Below are 16,949 nucleotides of genomic sequence, written 5' to 3'. Positions count from 1 at the left end.
ACGCGCGCAGCTTTAGGCGCATGGGGAACAACATCGTGCGCGTACTGATTGCCGACGACCACACACTGGTCCGCGAGAGTCTGGTCAGCCTGCTGCAGCAGGACGGCGACGTCCAGGTCGTGGCCCAGGCCGCGGACGGCGTGGAGACCGTCGAGAAGGCGCTCGCCACCCGCCCCGACGTGGTCGTCACCGACATCTCGATGCCGCGCCTCAACGGCATAGAAGTGGTGCGCCGCCTGCACGAAGCGCTGCCCGATACCCGCGTGCTGGTGCTGACCATGCACCAGGAAGACGAATACGTGCTGCAGGCGGTGCGCGTCGGCGCGGCCGGCTACATGGTCAAGGACAGCGCCGCCTCGGAGCTGCTGGCCGCGGTGCGCGCGCTGCACGCCGGGCGCGGCTACTTCGGCCCGCAGGCGGCCAAGGCGCTGGCCGAACAGCTGCAGCACCCCGAGCGCAACCTCGGCGACCCGTATGGCCAGCTCACCGCGCGCGAGCGCGAGGTGTTCCACCTGATCGTCGAAGGCCTGACCACCAAGGAGATCGCGCGCAAGCTCGACATCAGCGCGAAGACCGCCGAGAACCACCGCGCCCGCGTGCTCGACAAGATCGGCGTGCGCAACACCGCCGAGCTGGTGCGTTACGCGCTGCGCAAGGGCCTGCTCGACTAGCGCACGACGCGGGCCCGGCTTCCTGGTTCCGCGCGCATTCCCGGGCTTTCCAGCCTCGCCGCGGCCGTGCCGACGGCACCGCACGCTTCCCGATGATCGAAACCGGCGTCAAGCCGGCCCCGCGCGATGCAACACCGCGCAGTACACCCGCGTACGGGGGTTTTCCCCCAACCGCACTGGGGGCTGATCCGGATGGGCACGGGCCGACCCGCTGCGGATGCTACGAAGGCGCCCTCGCCTGTTCGCGCCATGGGCCCTTCGCCTCCCCCGCCAAAGGTCTTCGCCATGTCGCTTGCCAGTCGCCCTGCTTCCAACCGGTACCTCCGCGCGGGCCTGCTCGCCGCCGCGATCCTCGCCACCCCGCTGCTGGCCGAGGCCCGGCGGCTCGATCGCCAGCTCGAAGCCTTGCTGCCGACGCTCGCCGCCGGCCAGGCCGCGGAAGTCATCATCAGCTTCAACGGCAATGGACCGCTGACCGCCAGCCAGCAGCAGCGCCTGCTGGCGCTGGGGTTGAAAGGCCTGACCATGCGTTCGCTGCCGATCGCCGGTGCGCGCGCGACCCCGGCGCAAGTGCAGGCGCTGCTGGCGATGGCGGACGTGCGCTCGGTCTGGCTCAACGCACCGCTGTCGTACGAGAACCGCGAAGCCACGGCGCTGACCGGCGTCGACCGCCTGCGTACCGACCCGGGCATGCGCATCGGCGGCATGCCGGTGAGCGGCCGCGGCATCGGCGTGCTGGTCAACGATTCCGGCGTCGACGGCACCCATCCCGACCTCAAGTTTCCCGAGCACGTGAAGCAGAACGTCGCCGCGCAGACCAACCTGCACTCGCTCGACTCGATGCTGCCGATCACCTACATCGAAGGCGTGGCCAACACCGACATCGGCGGCGGCCACGGTACCCACTGCGCCGGCATCATCGGTGGCAACGGCGCGGCCTCGGGCGGCGCGCAGGAAGGCGTCGCGCCGGGCGCGGGCATCATCGGCTACGGCTCGGGCGCGGGCCTGTTCATCCTCGACACTGTCGGCGGCTTCGACTACGCGCTGACCCACCAGGCGCAGTACAACATCCGCGTCATCTCCAACTCGTTCGGCAACACCGGCGACGTCGGCACCGAATTCGATCCGGACGACCCGACCAACATCGCCACCAAGGCGCTGTCTGACCGCGGCGTGGTGGTGGTGTTCTCGGCCGGCAACGCCGGCGCGGGCGAGGCCACGATCACCGGCAACTTCAAGAAGGCGCCCTGGGTGGTCACCGTGGCCGCCGGCGACAAGCAGGGCCGGCTCGCCGACTTCTCCTCGCGCGGCGAGAACGGCCGCGGCGGCGACGTCGTCGTCGATGGCGTCAGCTACACCTGGATGGACCGCCCCACCGTCACCGCGCCGGGCGTCGACATCGCCTCGGCGCGCGCGTCGCTGGGCGCGCTCGACAAGACCGCGGCGCAGGACGACGCCGCCCTGCTCGGCCCGGCGCTGGCGGTGCACTACACCCACATGTCCGGCACCTCGATGGCGGCGCCGCATGCCGCCGGTGTGGTCGCGCTGATGCTCGAGGCCAACCCGTCGATGGGCTGGCGCGAGGTCAAGCGCATCCTCCAGGACACCGCCAGCAACATCCCCGGCCGCGCCGCGTGGGAAGCCGGCGCCGGCTATGTCAACGCACATGCCGCGGTGCAGGCCTCGCTCAACGCCGGCAGTTACGGCAGCACCGTCAACGCGGCGAGGACGTTCAACGCCAACGCGCGGGTCTCGGTCGGCAACAGCGCCGACTACACGGTCGACTTCAGCCCGGTCGGGCCGAACGAGGGCGTGCGCTTCGAGGTCGGCAGCGACATCGCTCTGGTCAACGCCCGCGCCAACGTCGGCGAGAACACCGTCGCGATCTCGCTGACCGATCCCAACGGCAAGCGTTACGGCTCCTCGATCGCGCTGCCGGTGCTGGGCCAGAACATCGCGGTGTCCGCGCCCGGCGTCGCCGGCACCTGGACGCTGAAGGTCGGTGGGGTCGGCTCGGTGTCGGGCAACAACCTCGACCCGGCCAAGGCCACTAATGGCTACGGCGCGCCGGGCACGGTCGACGTCAACGTCAAGCAGCTGCGTACCGACGGCTTCGACGGGCTCGGTGACATCCACGGCCACGCGGCACGCGGCTTCATCGAGTTCGGCGTTTCGAACCGCCTGCTCGACGGCGATGCCGACGGCCGCTTCCATCCCGACCGCAGCCTGACCCGCGGCGAGCTCGCCAACTACCTGGTGACCGGTACTGGCGTGCGCCAGTTCCAGCCGCTGCACAACGCCTCGACCTTCGCCGACCTCACCGCGATCAACCCGGTCACCGCGTTCGCTGAAGCGGCCACCGCCGCGGGCGCCGCGCAGCGCGACCTCAGCCATCGCCAGGACGGCGTGATGGGTCGCTTGAACGGCGCGTTCCGGCCCGACGACGTGGTCACCCGCGTCAGCCTGGCGTACTCGCTGGTGCAGAGCCTGGGCCTGCAGAACCAGGCCGCGGCGAGCGGCAGCACGCTGACGGTACTGTCCGACGGCAAGCGCATCGCGATCGAGGACGCCGCGGCGATTTCGGGGCCGCTGCGCGGCTACGTGCAGCTGGCGCTCGACCTGGGCCTGATCAACGCCCGCTTCACCGTGACCCAGGGGCCGTTCGACCTGCAGCCGGTGCTGCGCGCGTACTTCGACCCGAGCCAGGTGGTGACCCGTGCCGCCTACGCCGCGGCGGCCAGCCGGCTGTACGGTGTGTACGCGCAGTAAGTTCTTCTCTTCGCGCAAACGCACGGGCGACCCCCTTCGCCCGTGTGCCCCGAAGCCCGCCGGTCTCCGGCGGGCTTCTTCTTTTCCGGCACCGCGCCTTGTCCGCTCGAGGCGCCCGGCCGCGACCGTACCCCGGTGTATCCTCGCCTTCCAATCAGGCGGAGTGGCGGCATGAAGGCGATGCGGTGGATGCGTTGGACCCTGGGCGCCGCGTTGTGCGCAACCTTGCTGGCCGCCTGCGCCAGCGGCCCGGTGCGGCGTGTGTCCGAGCCTTCCGCGCGCCTGCAGCAGCTGACCGTGCGCGCGGACGGGCGCTGGTCGGCGGACCTGCGGATCGAGAATTTCAGCAGCATCCCGATGCGCTTCGACGAGGTGGCGCTGGCGCTGGCGATCGGCGAGCACGCGGCCGGCACGTTGCAGGCCAGTCCGAGTCTGTCGGTCGGCCCGGAATCGGCGGACGTGATCAGCGTGGTGCTGACGCCGTCGGCCGCGGCCAAGCTCGCCGTCGCCGATGCGCTCGCCAATCGCCGCAGCGTCGACTACACGCTCAAGGGCACGCTTGCGGCCACGCCCGACGAAGGCAAGCGCCGCAGCTACGAGATCGACCGCAGCAGCGCGCTGAGCCCGGCACCCGGGTTGCCCGGGGTGCTGCGCTAGGCCATCGAAACCACACGCCCGGCAATTCCATTCTTCTCCTTTCCAACTCCTGACGGCCGCCGATGAGCACCTACAAAGCCCCCCTCAACGACATGCGCTTCGCCCTGTACGACGTGATCGGCGCCGAGGCGGTCTTCGCCAAGCTCGGTTTCGCCGATGCCACCCGCGACGTGCTCGACGCGGTGCTCGACGAGGGCGCGCGCTTCTGCGAGACGGTGCTCGCGCCGCTCAACGCGATCGGCGACCGCATTGGCTGCGTGCACGACAAGTCCAGCGGCGCGGTCACCACCCCGCCGGGTTTCAAGCAGGCCTACGCGCAGTTCGTCGAGGGCGGCTGGGCGGGACTGGTGTCGCCGGTCGAGTTCGGCGGACAGGGGTTGCCGCATGCGGCCGGCGTGCCGCTCAAGGAAATGATCGACGCGGCGAACCTGGCCTGGGGCAACTTCCCGCTGCTTTCGGCCGGCGCCACCGAGGCACTGATCCAGCACGGCCAGGCCTGGCAGCAGGAGGTGTTCCTCAAGCCGCTGGTCGAGGGCCGCTGGACCGGCACCATGTGCCTGACCGAGCCGCACTGCGGCACCGACCTGGGCCTGCTCAAGACCCGCGCGCAGCCGCAGGCCGATGGCAGCCATGCGATCACCGGTACCAAGATCTTCATCACCGCCGGCGAGCACGACTTCACCGACAACATCGTCCACCTCGTGCTCGCGCGCCTGCCCGACGCCCCGGCCGGCAGCAAGGGCATCTCGCTGTTCCTGGTGCCGAAGGTGCGCGTGGACCGCGACGGCAATACCGGCGGCGCCAACACGGTGCGCTGCGGCAGTCTCGAGCACAAGATGGGCATCCACGGTTCGGCGACCTGCGTGCTCAATTTCGACGGCGCGCAGGGCTACCTCATCGGCCAGCCGCACAAGGGCCTGATGGCGATGTTCACCATGATGAACACCGCGCGCCTCGCCGTCGGCCTGCAAGGTTTGGGTCTGTCCGACCGCGCCTACCAGAACGCGCTGGCGTATTCGCGCGACCGCCTGCAGATGCGCGCGCTGTCCGGCGCCAAGTTCCCGGAAAAGGCCGCCGACCCGATCATCGTCCACCCCGACGTGCGCCGCATGCTGCTGACCTGCAAGGCGCTGATCGAGGGCGGCCGGGTGATGGGCTACCACGGCGCGTTGCTGGTCGACATCGCCCACCACGCGCCCGACGAAGCCGAGCGCGCGCAGGCCGACGCGCTGCTTGGGTTCATGACCCCGATCGTCAAGGCCTGCCTGACCGAATGGGGCGTGGAATGCACCTACCACGCGCTGCAGTGCTACGGCGGCCATGGCTATATCGCCGAGCACGGCATCGAGCAGCTCGCGCGCGACGCCCGCATCACCACCTTGTACGAAGGCACCACCGGCATCCAGGCGCTGGACCTGCTCGGCCGCAAGGTCATGCAGTTGCAAGGCGCGGGCCTGCAGGTGCTGCTCGGGATGATCGAGCAGTTCTGCGCCGACAACGAAGCCAACGCCGCCGTCGCCGAGTTCATCGCGCCGTTGCGCGACAAGGCCGCGCAGTGGACGCAGCTGACGATGCAGGTCGGCAAGCGCGCGGCCGCCAACGCCGATGAGGTCGGCGCCGCTGCCTACGACTACCTGATGTACTCGGGCTATGTCGCGCTGGCCTACTGGTGGGCGCGCAGCGTCGCGGCGAGCGAGGCCTCGGCGCAGTCGGACGCGTTCAAGGCTGGCAAGCGCGAGACCGCGCGCTTCTACTTCGCCCGCCTGTTGCCGCGCACGCTCGCGCACGCCGCCGCGATCGAAAGCGGCACGCAGACGCTGACCACGCTCGACGCGGCCGCATTCGACGCCTGATCGGCACCCGCCATCGGTGCCCGAGAGGTCTACCCAATCCGTCACGCTTTGGGTATAAGCTCGGGCCCTGATGGAGACTGACAGAACAAGCCTGCGCTTGGTTCGCGCCGGAGCCCACGCTGATCCCGATCAGCATGGACCGGCCTCCACCTCCTTCGCTCCGCGATTCGCCCAGCGCCTGGCCAGCCAGGCCCAGTCTCCGCCAGACGCGCAGCCTGCCCGCCGCCACCCGATCGAGCAGCTCAACGCCGTGCGCCTGCTGTCGCTCGACGCGCACGGCCGCGTGCTCGACTGGATGAACTGGCAGGACGCGACCTGCCTGTACGTGCGCGGCGCAGTGGCCTGGACGCTCGGCGACCCCTGCCTGCAGGTGCACGGCGGCACCAGCCGCATGACCGGCGAGCAGAGCCTGATCGAGTTGCACCCGATCGTCGCCGCGCGTGGCCACGCCCGCGCCCACGCGCTCGACCCGACCCCGGCATTGACCAACGCCGCGCTGTTCGCGCGCGACGCCTACCTGTGCATGTACTGCGGCCGCGACTACCACCGCCCGCAGCTGACCCGCGACCACGTGCTGCCGGTATCCAAGGGCGGCCGCGACATCTGGGAGAACGTCGTCGCCGCGTGCTTCCACTGCAACTCGCGCAAGGGCAACCGCACCCCGCAACAGGCGGGCATGCCGCTGCTCGCGGTGCCTTACCGGCCGAGCTGGGTCGAGCATTTGATTCTGTCGAACCGCAACATCCTGGCCGACCAGATGGTGTTCCTGAAGAACCAGTTGCCGAAGAACGCGCGACTGCGCGCCTGATCGCCGGCCGGGGCGGAGTTCCGCGACCGTCAGCAGTCGCATCGTCACACCCATGAACGCGGGCCTGCCGAATAACGCGCAGATGCGACGCTGAGCGCGCGTTGACGGTTGCGGCGCGCTCCGCAACACTCGTCGGTACCTGTCATCACGAATGCGACGATGCCGCTCACCCTTGGCTTCACGGGCATGGACCCGGTTACCGAATCCGCGCTGCAAGCGGCCTTCACCACCGCCAACGCGCAAGTCGGGGGCCAGTGGCACCTGCTGCCCGAGCAACAGGCGGCCTACGTTATCGTCGACATGGACAGCATGTACGGGCCGATGAGCTGGCTGCGCCTGCACGCCAATGGCAAGCGCGTGATCGGCCTGACCTCGGCGGCGCGCACCCAGACCGACTTCCGCCTCGCCCGCCCATTCGACAGCGCGAGCGTGACCGCGCTGTTGCAGCAACTCGACGGCACCGCGCCGAGTGCGGCCGCGAACGTCGCGGCACCTGCAGCACCCGCGTCGCCGGCCGAGTCCGTGCATCCGGCCGGCATGACCCCCGCGCCGCAGCCGCAGGATCGCCTGCCGGAAGAACAACCGCTGCCGGTACGCGAGGAGATCGCCCCGCCGCCGGAACCCTTGTCCGCCGTCGCTACCGAACTCCCGGCCCGCGCTGCCGCCAGCGCGAGCCGCGAACCGCCGAGCGCGGCCGCGGCCCAAGTCCTGCCTGCCGCGCCCAGCATCGCCCCGCGTGCGCCGGTCGAGCACAAAGCGGCACCGGCAGCACCTGCAACGGCGCCGACCCCGGCCGTGGTCGAGGCGCATGCACCGGCGCTTGACACGCTGGTCGACTGGCTGGCCTCCGGCAAGCTCAGCGGCCGCCTGCGCTTCGAACGCAACGGCACGGCCTTGCTGATCGATACCGAGCAGCGCCAGTACCACGGCCCGGCCACGCTCAAGGCCCTGACCGGCCTGTTTGACGGTGCGGTCACCGCCGCCGACTTCCCCGCGATCGATGCCGCGACCTGGAGCAGCCAGGCCGCCGCCCTCGGCGAGCCGCAGTCGCTGGCCCGGCTGGTCTGGTACGGCGCGTTGCTGGCCGGCCACGGCACGCTGGCGGCGGGCTTCGACCCCGAGGGCCGCTACCAGCTGCTCAAGTGGCCGCAGACCGAGCGCGAGTTCCCCAAGCACTTCCGCATCGCCACGGCGATGATGAAGGGCCCGGCCACGCTGGCCGAGATCGCCGAGGCCAGCGGCGTGCCGACCGGCGACGTCGCCGATTTCGTCAACGCCAACCTCGCCACCGGCTTCGCCGACATCTACCGCGAGCCCGAACCCGAGGTCGAGCCGCCCAAGCCCAGTGGCCTGTTCGGGCGCCTGCGCGGGCGTTGAACCATCGACGTCGCGAACGCGACGTCGCCGTTTGCGTGAACACCGCCGGCCGCGCGCCTTGCCCGGCCGCAACCTGAGCGGGACAATCACGGGCTAGCCGCCATAGTCCGACTGATGATTGACCCGCAACGCTTTCCGCGCCTGGCCCGCATCGCGGTCCCCGCCGACCTGCGCCACTTCCCCGAAGAGGACTTGCCGGCGATTGCCGACGAACTGCGTGCGTACCTGATCGAACAGGTCGCGCAGTCCGGCGGTCACTTCGGCGCCGGGCTGGGCGTGATCGAACTCACCATCGCCCTGCATTGGCTATACGAGACGCCGGTCGACCGCCTGGTGTGGGACGTCGGCCACCAGTGCTACCCGCACAAGATCCTCACCGGCCGCCGCGACCAGATCCACACGGTCAAGCAAGCCGATGGCATCGCGCCGTTCCCGAAGCGCGAGGAGTCCGAGTACGACACCTTCGGCGTCGGCCACAGCTCGACCAGTATCTCCGCCGCACTGGGCATGGCGATCGCGCTGCAGCGCGCCGGCGACGAGCGCAAGGTCATCGCGGTGATCGGTGACGGCGCGATGACCGCGGGCATGGCGTTCGAAGCCCTCGCCCACGCCGGCGGCATGGGCGCGGAGGCCGATGCAGCCGAGCCGAACCTGCTGGTGATCCTCAACGACAACCAGATGTCGATCTCCGAGAACGTCGGCGGCGTCACGCGCATGCTCGGCCGCCTCACCGGCAGCCGCACCCTCAACGCGCTGCGCGAGGGCGGCAAGAAGCTGCTCGGCGACAAGCGCAAGCCGGCGGCGCGCTTCGTCAAACGCTGGGAGGAACACTGGAAGGGCATGTTCGTGCCGTCGACGTTCTTCGAGGAAGTCGGCTTCCACTACACCGGCCCGATCGACGGTCACGACCTGGACGCGCTGCTCGGCGCGATGAAGACGCTCAAGACCCTCAAGGGCCCGCAGCTGCTGCACATCATCACCACCAAGGGCAAGGGCTACGAGCTGGCCGAGGGCGACCAGATCGGCTACCACGCGGTCAGCCCGTTCGATCCGTCAATGGGCCTGGTCAGCAAGGGCGGCGCCAAGAAACCGACTTACACCGACGTGTTCGGCGACTGGCTGTGCGACATGGCCGCGGCCGACGACAAGCTGCTCGCCATCACCCCGGCGATGCGCGAAGGCTCGGGCCTGGTGCGTTTCAGCAAGGAGTATCCGCAGCGCTACTTCGACGTCGCGATCGCCGAGCAGCACGCGGTCACGCTGGCCGCGGGCATGGCCTGCGAAGGCGCCAAGCCGGTGGTCGCGATCTACTCGACCTTCCTGCAGCGCGGCTACGACCAGCTGGTGCACGACGTCGCGATCCAGGACCTCGACGTGCTGTTCGCAATCGACCGCGGCGGCGTGGTCGGCCCGGACGGCGCGACCCATGCAGGCAACCTCGACCTGAGCTACCTGCGCTGCGTGCCGAACATGCTGGTGATGGCGCCCAGCGACGAGGACGAGTGCCGCAAGCTGCTCAGCACCGGCTATCGCCACCCAGGCCCGGCCGCGGTGCGCTACCCGCGTGGTACCGGCCCGGGCGTGGCGGTGCAGGCGACGCTGGACACGCTGCCGATCGGCAAGGCCGAATTGCGCCGCCGCGGATCGCGGGTCGCGCTGCTGGCGTTCGGCGCGATCGTGCCGGCCGCCGAGAAGGTCGGCGCGGAGTTGGGCCTGAGCGTGGTCAACATGCGCTTCGTCAAGCCGCTCGACCGCGCGCTGATCCTGGACCTTGCGAAGCACCACGAAGGCTTCGTCACCCTCGAGGACAACGTCGTCGCCGGCGGCGCCGGCTCCGGCGTGGCCGAACTGCTGGCCGCCGAGGGCATCGCCATGTCGATCCTCCACCTCGGCCTGCCCGACGAGTTCCAGCACCATGCCAGCCGCGAGCAACTGCTGGCCGAAGCCGGGCTCGACGTCGACGGCATCCGCGCCGCGGTGCTGCGGCGCTGGCCGTCATTGGCGGAGCCGCAGCCGCGAAGTGCGGCCGTCTGACGCGCGGGCGTTGGATCAACACCCGCGCAAACAACTAGACACCGTCGCCTTGTAGGTCCGAGCCTGCACGGATCCGCGCGCTATCCCGAGCGCGGGTGCCTAGCAAGCTCGGCACTACAAGACGCGTGCGCGCCGGACTTACTCCGGCGCCACCACCGCGTAGCCCTTCGCCTGCAGCTGCGCCAAAAGACCGTTGGGCTGCAGCAGCTGGCTCACCGGCAAGGTCGCGAAGCTGGTGTGGTTGCTCGCCAGCGCGGCATCGACGGCGCGCAGCCACTGCGCCTCCGCGCGGGCCGTGCCGTCGCCCATGCCCAGCGAGCGCGCGGCCTCGGTCTGGGCGATGGCCTCGAAACACGATCTCGCGTCGCCGGCGCGGAACAGGCGGCGCAATTCCGGCATATCGCCCTGAGCCCAGGCATTGGCGCGCTGCGCGGCGTTGGCCACGTCCAGCTCGAGCTGGTCGAGCACGCTGCGGAAACAGGCGATGTCGTCCACTTCGGCACCGGCGAACGACTTCGCCAGCCGCTTGGGATCCTTGATCTCGCCCTTGACCCCGGTCGAGGTGTACTTGGTCTCGTACTTGTCGGTCAGGGCGCGCAGCCGCGCGCTCGTGCCCGTGCCCGATTGCAGGCCGGCGCGCTTGAGTGCCGCTCCGTACAGCGCACTCGCCGCGAAGATCGGACGCCACTGCTCGACGTCCTTGTCGCTCCCCAGGTACGTCGGCTTGAGCGCCGACCAACGCGCATACAGCTCAGCCGGCAGCACGTCGCGCAGGGTCTTGCCGTCGGGATTCTTTCGCGCGCGCAGCAGTGTGGGCATGGCGAAGGCCGCCTTGAACATGCTGCCCGCGCCCATCGTCATCTCGATGTGCGGTGGCCCGATGATTTCCTGCGCTCGCGCCAGCACCGATTCGGCCTGTGGCGAGTACCACTCCATCTTCTTCGGCACGGGCGCCACCGTGCCGAGGATCCACAGCACGTGACCCGCCTTGCTGACCTGCCACAGCCCAGGGCCGGATTGCTGGCCACTGACCAGCACCACGTCGGCATCGACGATGCGGCCATCGGCCGGCGCCGTGGCAGTTGCAGCCGGCCCGCTCGCGCGCGACGCGGGGCCGGCCGCCAGTTCGACGCGGGCCGCCGCAGGCTGGGCCGCGTGAGCGAGGACGGGCAACAACGGCGGCAGCAGGGCCAAAGAGATCGACAGCAAAGTGCGCATCAAGGAACTCCATTTCACGGGGTGGGGAAGCGCCGCCGCTGGCGTTGGTGAAGTGAACGCGACGGAATCGGCAAAACTGTGATCGCAAGGAGCGACGGGAGTTCCGCAAACCACATCACCGATCACACACCACGCGCGGCTGGCGATGGATGCGGCATCGGCACTACGCCGGCTGATGGGATGGCGCGCTCGCCAAAAAGCAAAATGCCCGGCAAGCCGGGCATTTGTCTTTCCACCGAAAGCTTTGATCGAAATGGTCGGGACGGCCGGATTTGAACCGACGACCCTCTGCCCCCCAGGCAGATGCGCTACCAGGCTGCGCTACGCCCCGACGTGTTGCGATGTTCCCGCCGTGAAGCGGGCGGCAAGTATAACGGCTCGCCGGCGCTTCTGTCGCCGCGGCGACCTGCGAACGAGAGATTCAGCGGCGCAGCAGCTGCAGCACTTCTTCCAGCTCCATGCGCACCTGGCGCATGATCTGCGAGCTCAGCGCCGACTCGTCCTTGGCCACGTCGCCTTCCAGGCGCAGGCGCGCGCCGCCGATGGTGTAGCCCTGTTCGTACAGCAGGCCGCGGATCTGGCGCACCATCAGCACCTCGTGGCGCTGGTAGTAGCGGCGATTGCCGCGGCGCTTGACCGGGTTCAGGGTCGGGAATTCGGTTTCCCAGTAACGCAGCACGTGCGGCTTGACGTCGCACAGCTCGCTGACCTCACCGATGGTGAAGTAGCGCTTGGCCGGGATCGGCGGCAGTTCGCGGTTGCTGCCGGGGTCAAGCATGACCACCTCCGGAATAGGCTTCGACGCGTTCCTTGAGCTTCTGGCCCGGGCGGAAGGTCACCACGGTGCGGGCCGAGATCGGGATCTCCTGACCGGTCTTGGGGTTGCGACCCGGGCGCTGGTTCTTGCGCCGCAGGTCGAAATTGCCGTAGCCCGACAGCTTGACCTGGCGACCATGCTCGAGCGCCTCGCGCAGCGCGTCAAAGAACGAGTCGACGAACTCCTTCGCCTCGCGCTTGTTCAAGCCGACCTCGTCGAACAGGCGTTCGGCCATCTCAGCCTTTGTCAAAGCCATTGCAGTGCCTGCTACGTAGCGAAAAGCATTCTTCAGTCCGGCCTCGAAGGGCCGCGGGATTCGCGTCTGGTGCGCGGCTAACCGCGCATCACCGCGCCATGGTCGCGCTGCAGGGCGGCGATCACCGCCTCCACCACTTGCTCCACGTCACGGTCGGTGAGCGTGCGCGATTCTTCCTGCAGAATCAAGCCCATAGCGAGACTCTTGAATCCCGTTTCCACGCCCTTGCCCTGGTAGCGGTCGAACAACACCAGATCGCGCAGTGACTCTCCCGCTGCGGCACGGATGGAGCCCGCAATCACCGCCCAAGGCACCGACTCGGCCACCACCACCGCCAGGTCGCGGCGCACCGACGGGAACTTCGACAGGCCCGCGGCGCGCGGCAACGGCCGCGCCAGCAGCGGCGCGAGGTCCAGCTCGAACGCCACGACCTCGGCGTCCAGGTCCAATGCGCGCTGCAAGCGTGGGTGCAGCTGGCCGATCCAACCCAGCTTCACGGCCGCGCCATCGCCCTCGACCCGGTAGACATCGGCCGAACGGCCCGGGTGTCCCCAGGCCGCGATCGACACGCGGTACTCGAGGGTGGCACCGGCCAGCGCCGCGAGGCTGTCGAGGTCGCCCTTGAGGTCGTGGAATCCGACCGCACGCGCCGTCGCGGACCACTGCTCGGCCGCCACGTCGCCGCAGGCAACCGCGGCCACGCGTCGGGTTTCCAGCGGCGACTCGGCACCGTGGGCCGCGAACACGTTACCCAGTTCGAACAGGCGCACGCGCGGCTGCTGGCGGGCGGCGTTGCGCGCGAGCGCGGCGACCAGGCCCGGCAACAAGGCGGTGCGCATGATGCCGAGCTCGGCGCTGAGCGGGTTCGCCAGGGGCACCGCGCCGTCCATTGCGCCCCACGCCGCCAGCAACTGCTCGTCGACGAACGCGTAGTTGATCGCTTCCAGGTAGTCGCGCGCGGCGAGCTGGCGGCGCGCGGCGCCCTCCTCGACCCGGGCTTCGCTGGGCGCCACCAGGCGCGCGGCGCCGGACGGCAAGGTCGTGGGGATGGCGTCGTAGCCGTGGATGCGCGCGACCTCCTCGATCAGGTCCTCCTCGATCGCCAGATCGAAGCGGCGGCTCGGCGGGGTGACCTGCCAGCCCTCATCGCTCGCCTGCACGGACAAACCGAGCGCGCCGAAGATGCGTTCGACTTCGGTGTCGGCCACCGTCATGCCGAGCACTCGCGCGAGGCGCGCACGGCGCAGGCCGATCGGACGCGGATCCGGCAGGTGTTGGGCCAACGCCGCCTCGACCACCGCGCCGGGGGTTCCGCCGGCGGCGTCGAGGATCAGGCGGGTCGCGTACTCGATCGCCAGGCGCGGCAACTCCGGGTCGACGCCGCGCTCGAAGCGGTGCGCGGCGTCGGTGTGCAGGCCGAGCTTGCGGCCCCGGCCGATGATCGCCGACGGCGCGAAGTGCGCCGCTTCCAGGAACACGTTGCCGGTCGCCTCGGTGACGCGGGTGTCGAAGCCGCCCATCACGCCGGCCAGCGCGACCACGCGGTCGCCGTCGGTGATCGCCAGGAATTGCTCGTCGAGCACGACATCGCGGCCGTCGAGGAGCTTCACTGCTTCACCGGGACGCGCGAAGCGCACGCCAACCGGGCCTTGCAACAGATCGCGGTCGAACGCGTGCATCGGCTGGCCGAGCTCCAGCATCACGTACTGGGCGACGTCGACCAGCAACGACACCGGGCGCACTCCGCTGCGGCGCAGGCGTTCGGCCATCCAGGCCGGCGTCGGCCGCGAGGCATCGACGCCTTCGATCACGCGACCGCAGTAACGCGGCGCGTTCGCGCCGGCGTTGAGCTCGATCGCGAGCCGCGCGTCGCTGCCCGCGGCGACCGGCGCGGGCTCGAACGCAACGACCTGGCTGGCCGACGCGGCGGCGACATCAAAGGCGATGCCGCGCACGCTGAAACAATCGGCGCGGTTCGGCGTGAGCTTGATCTCGATGGTCGCATCCGGCAGACCCAGATAACCGGCCAGCGCCGCGCCGACCGGCGCATCCGACGGCAGCTCAAGCAGGCCCGAGGCATCCGGATCGACGCCCAGCTCCTTGGCCGAACACAACATGCCGGACGACTCGACGCCCCGCAGCTTGGCGGCCTTGATCGCCATGCCACCGGGAAGGTTGGCGCCGACCACGGCCAGCGGCGCCTTCAGGCCCGGGCGCGCGTTGGGCGCGCCGCAGACGATCTGCACGACGTTGCCGCCGCCGGCGTCGACCTGGCAGACCTGCAGGCGGTCGGCTTCGGGGTGCTTCTCGGCGCTGAGGATCTGCGCGACGACCACGCCGTCGAGCGAATCGCCCAGCGCGGTGACTTCCTCGACTTCCAACCCGATCGCGGTCAGCGTCGCGGCGAGCTGCTCGCGCGTCGCGGTGGTCGGCACATGCTGGCGCAGCCAGTTCTCGGAGAATTTCATCGTGGGGTTTTCCGTAGGGCGGGCCCTGGCCCGCCATCTCGTCACATGGGTCGGCGGGCTTGAGCCCGCCCTACGCGAACTGGCGCAGGAAGCGCACGTCGTTCTCGAAGAAGCTGCGCAGGTCGTCGACGCCGTAGCGCAGCATCGCGAAGCGTTCGACGCCGAGGCCGAAGGCGTAACCGGTGTACTTCTCAGGATCGATGCCGACGTTGCGCAGCACGCTGGGGTGGACCATGCCGCAGCCGAGCACTTCCAGCCAGCGCGTCGAACCGTCCGGCTGCTGCCAGGCGATGTCGACCTCGGCCGACGGCTCGGTGAATGGGAAGTAGCTCGGCCGGAAGCGCATCTCGAAATCGCGCTCGAAGAACGCGCGCACGAATTCGGCCAACGTGCCCTTGAGGTCGGCGAAGCTGGCGTGCTCGTCGACCAGCAGGCCCTCGACCTGGTGGAACATCGGCGTGTGGGTCTGGTCGCTGTCGCTGCGGTAGACCTTGCCGGCGGCGATCATGCGCAGCGGCGGTTGGTGGTCGCCCATGTAGCGCACCTGCACGCCGGAGGTGTGCGTGCGCAGCAGGCGGCCGTCGCCAAGATAGAAGGTGTCGTGCATCGCGCGCGCCGGGTGGTGCGGCGGAAAGTTCAACGCCTCGAAGTTGTGCCAGTCGTCCTCGATCTCGGGGCCATCGGCGAGCTCGAAGCCGAGCCGGCCGAAGATGTCGGCGATGCGCTCCAGCGTGCGGCTGACCGGGTGCAGGCCGCCGCGCGTGGCGTCGATGCCCGGCAGGGTGACGTCGACGGATTCGCCGGCGAGCCGCGCGTCGAGCGCGATGTCATCGAGCACGCGCTTGCGTTCGCCCAGCGCGGCGCTGAGCGTGTCGCGCGCCTGGTTGATCGCCTCGCCGGCGGCCTTGCGCTGCTCGGCCGGCAAGGTGCCCAGCTGCTTGAGCTGCGCGGTGACGCTGCCGGATTTTCCGAGCAGGGACACGCGCAGCGCCTCGATCGCCTCGGGCGAGTCGGAGGCGGCGATCTGCGCCAGGGCCTGTTGGGTCAGGGATTCAATGTCACTCATTCGCCATGGCTCTTCATCACTGTCGTTCCGGCGGAGATGGAAAACCTGCCTTGCGCGCGGCGGCGGCAGGCCCTGCCATGCCCGGGACGACAAACCCCAGAAACGAACATGGGGAAGGACTTGCGCCCTTCCCCATGCCTTGATCCGTGTCCTCGCCCGCGCGGCCTAGGCCGACGCGGACGGTGCTACATCAAGCTGCGAGCGCGCTCTTGGCCTTCTCTGCCAGCGCGGCAAAACCCACCGCGTCGTGCACGGCGATGTCCGCCAGCACCTTGCGGTCGAGGGTGATGCCCGACTTCAGCATGCCGTTCATGAAACGGCTGTAGCTCAGGCCGTTGATGCGGGCCCCCGCGTTGATGCGGGTGATCCACAGCGAACGGAAATTGCGCTTCTTCTGCTTGCGGCCGATGTAGGCGTACTGCAGGGCCTTGGTGACCGCCTGCTTGGCGACGCGGAAGACCTTGCGGCGGGCGTGGTAGTAGCCCTTCGCCTGCTTCAGGATTTTCTTGTGGCGCCGACGCGCCTGTACACCACGTTTGACTCGTGCCATTTCTCAGTCCTCCTCAGGCGTACGGCAACATGCGGGAAATACGACCGGCATCCTCGGCACGAACATGGTTCGTCTGCCGCAGGTTGCGCTTCCGCTTCGTCGCCTTCTTGGTGAGGATGTGGCTGCGGTTCGCGTGGCCACACTTGAACTTGCCGGTTGCGGTCTTGCGGAAGCGCTTGGCAGCGCCCCGGTGGGTCTTGATCTTGATCTTCGCCATGGCGATGTCCTTTCGGGTTTTATGTCACTGGCCTGGGCGGTGGCTGGCGCCACGCTTTCCGTCCTGCCCTTGCCGGCTTGTAAGTCGTTGATCCAGAAGGAATCAGCAACAGGTCCTGAATACTGCAAACAAAACCCCGGCGAACCAGGCCGCACAGTATGCCGGCTCGACGCTGGGGTTGCAAATCT

Annotated in this window: 14 protein-coding genes and 1 tRNA gene; 7 read left to right on the top strand and 8 right to left on the bottom strand. The window is 69.4% G+C overall.

What is annotated here, in order from left to right; translation table 11 throughout:
* Positions 1–20 precede the first annotated feature (20 nt).
* The 7 genes from ACFQZQ_RS09355 to dxs all read left to right on the top strand — a co-directional run bounded on the left by ACFQZQ_RS09355 (position 21) and on the right by dxs (position 10,169).
* On the top strand, positions 21–671 hold the full coding sequence (locus ACFQZQ_RS09355; protein WP_386812478.1) for a response regulator: 651 nt from the start codon (positions 21–23) through the stop codon (positions 669–671).
* A gap of 285 nt (positions 672–956) precedes the next feature.
* Complete coding sequence (locus tag ACFQZQ_RS09350; RefSeq protein WP_386812477.1) at positions 957–3,440, top strand: S8 family serine peptidase; 2,484 nt, start codon at positions 957–959, stop codon at positions 3,438–3,440.
* Between the two features lie 180 nt (positions 3,441–3,620).
* On the top strand, positions 3,621–4,097 hold the full coding sequence (locus ACFQZQ_RS09345; RefSeq protein ID WP_386812584.1) for an LEA type 2 family protein: 477 nt from the start codon (positions 3,621–3,623) through the stop codon (positions 4,095–4,097).
* A gap of 62 nt (positions 4,098–4,159) precedes the next feature.
* Positions 4,160–5,950 (top strand): acyl-CoA dehydrogenase C-terminal domain-containing protein, encoded by a 1,791-nt coding sequence (locus ACFQZQ_RS09340; protein ID WP_386812476.1) that lies wholly within the window; start codon positions 4,160–4,162, stop codon positions 5,948–5,950.
* Between the two features lie 70 nt (positions 5,951–6,020).
* Positions 6,021–6,758 carry an HNH endonuclease gene (locus ACFQZQ_RS09335; protein WP_386812475.1) on the top strand — a complete coding sequence of 246 codons (738 nt, stop codon included), beginning with the start codon at positions 6,021–6,023 and terminating at the stop codon, positions 6,756–6,758.
* Between the two features lie 159 nt (positions 6,759–6,917).
* Positions 6,918–8,135 (top strand): hypothetical protein, encoded by a 1,218-nt coding sequence (locus ACFQZQ_RS09330; RefSeq protein ID WP_386812474.1) that lies wholly within the window; start codon positions 6,918–6,920, stop codon positions 8,133–8,135.
* A gap of 114 nt (positions 8,136–8,249) precedes the next feature.
* Complete coding sequence (gene dxs / locus ACFQZQ_RS09325) at positions 8,250–10,169, top strand: 1-deoxy-D-xylulose-5-phosphate synthase (RefSeq protein ID WP_386812473.1); 1,920 nt, start codon at positions 8,250–8,252, stop codon at positions 10,167–10,169.
* 138 nt (positions 10,170–10,307) lie between these two features.
* Here the strand turns inward: dxs and ACFQZQ_RS09320 are convergent, their stop codons facing one another.
* The 8 genes from ACFQZQ_RS09320 to rpmI form a co-directional block, all read right to left on the bottom strand.
* Positions 10,308–11,387: a TraB/GumN family protein gene (locus ACFQZQ_RS09320; protein ID WP_386812472.1), complete on the bottom strand. Its 1,080-nt coding sequence runs from the start codon at positions 11,385–11,387 to the stop codon at positions 10,308–10,310.
* Between the two features lie 254 nt (positions 11,388–11,641).
* Positions 11,642–11,718, bottom strand: a tRNA-Pro gene (locus tag ACFQZQ_RS09315).
* A 90-nt stretch (positions 11,719–11,808) separates the two neighbouring features.
* A complete protein-coding gene (locus ACFQZQ_RS09310; RefSeq protein WP_386812471.1) occupies positions 11,809–12,165 on the bottom strand; it encodes a MerR family transcriptional regulator in 357 nt (118 codons plus the stop codon).
* Positions 12,158–12,460 (bottom strand): integration host factor subunit alpha, encoded by a 303-nt coding sequence (ihfA, locus tag ACFQZQ_RS09305; RefSeq protein ID WP_386812470.1) that lies wholly within the window; start codon positions 12,458–12,460, stop codon positions 12,158–12,160. The genes ACFQZQ_RS09310 and ihfA overlap by 8 nt, the downstream gene beginning before the upstream one ends.
* Before the next feature lie 77 nt (positions 12,461–12,537).
* A complete protein-coding gene (gene pheT / locus ACFQZQ_RS09300; RefSeq protein WP_386812469.1) occupies positions 12,538–14,928 on the bottom strand; it encodes a phenylalanine--tRNA ligase subunit beta in 2,391 nt (796 codons plus the stop codon).
* A 70-nt stretch (positions 14,929–14,998) separates the two neighbouring features.
* On the bottom strand, positions 14,999–15,994 hold the full coding sequence (gene pheS / locus ACFQZQ_RS09295) for a phenylalanine--tRNA ligase subunit alpha (protein ID WP_386812468.1): 996 nt from the start codon (positions 15,992–15,994) through the stop codon (positions 14,999–15,001).
* A gap of 190 nt (positions 15,995–16,184) precedes the next feature.
* Entirely contained in the window at positions 16,185–16,544 is a 360-nt protein-coding gene (gene rplT / locus ACFQZQ_RS09290; RefSeq protein ID WP_386812467.1) for a 50S ribosomal protein L20, read from the bottom strand.
* A gap of 13 nt (positions 16,545–16,557) precedes the next feature.
* Positions 16,558–16,761, bottom strand: a complete 204-nt coding sequence (gene rpmI / locus ACFQZQ_RS09285; RefSeq protein WP_386812466.1) for a 50S ribosomal protein L35 — start codon at positions 16,759–16,761, stop codon at positions 16,558–16,560.
* Between the last annotated feature and the right edge of the window lie 188 nt (positions 16,762–16,949).

It is taken from the genome of Lysobacter koreensis, from assembly GCF_042677045.1.
GTDB classification, from domain to species: domain Bacteria; phylum Pseudomonadota; class Gammaproteobacteria; order Xanthomonadales; family Xanthomonadaceae; genus Lysobacter_K; species Lysobacter_K koreensis.
This window is presented reverse-complemented; position numbering and strand designations above follow the sequence as displayed.

Coding starts and splice junctions, on each gene's coding strand:
- ACFQZQ_RS09355 (WP_386812478.1), top strand. CDS start 21: ATGGGGAACAACATCGTGCGCGTACTGATTGCCGACGACCACACACTG.
- ACFQZQ_RS09350 (WP_386812477.1), top strand. CDS start 957: ATGTCGCTTGCCAGTCGCCCTGCTTCCAACCGGTACCTCCGCGCGGGC.
- ACFQZQ_RS09345 (WP_386812584.1), top strand. CDS start 3,621: ATGCGGTGGATGCGTTGGACCCTGGGCGCCGCGTTGTGCGCAACCTTG.
- ACFQZQ_RS09340 (WP_386812476.1), top strand. CDS start 4,160: ATGAGCACCTACAAAGCCCCCCTCAACGACATGCGCTTCGCCCTGTAC.
- ACFQZQ_RS09335 (WP_386812475.1), top strand. CDS start 6,021: ATGGAGACTGACAGAACAAGCCTGCGCTTGGTTCGCGCCGGAGCCCAC.
- ACFQZQ_RS09330 (WP_386812474.1), top strand. CDS start 6,918: ATGCCGCTCACCCTTGGCTTCACGGGCATGGACCCGGTTACCGAATCC.
- dxs (WP_386812473.1), top strand. CDS start 8,250: ATGATTGACCCGCAACGCTTTCCGCGCCTGGCCCGCATCGCGGTCCCC.
- ACFQZQ_RS09320 (WP_386812472.1), bottom strand. CDS start 11,387: ATGCGCACTTTGCTGTCGATCTCTTTGGCCCTGCTGCCGCCGTTGTTG.
- ACFQZQ_RS09310 (WP_386812471.1), bottom strand. CDS start 12,165: ATGCTTGACCCCGGCAGCAACCGCGAACTGCCGCCGATCCCGGCCAAG.
- ihfA (WP_386812470.1), bottom strand. CDS start 12,460: ATGGCTTTGACAAAGGCTGAGATGGCCGAACGCCTGTTCGACGAGGTC.
- pheT (WP_386812469.1), bottom strand. CDS start 14,928: ATGAAATTCTCCGAGAACTGGCTGCGCCAGCATGTGCCGACCACCGCG.
- pheS (WP_386812468.1), bottom strand. CDS start 15,994: ATGAGTGACATTGAATCCCTGACCCAACAGGCCCTGGCGCAGATCGCC.
- rplT (WP_386812467.1), bottom strand. CDS start 16,544: ATGGCACGAGTCAAACGTGGTGTACAGGCGCGTCGGCGCCACAAGAAA.
- rpmI (WP_386812466.1), bottom strand. CDS start 16,761: ATGGCGAAGATCAAGATCAAGACCCACCGGGGCGCTGCCAAGCGCTTC.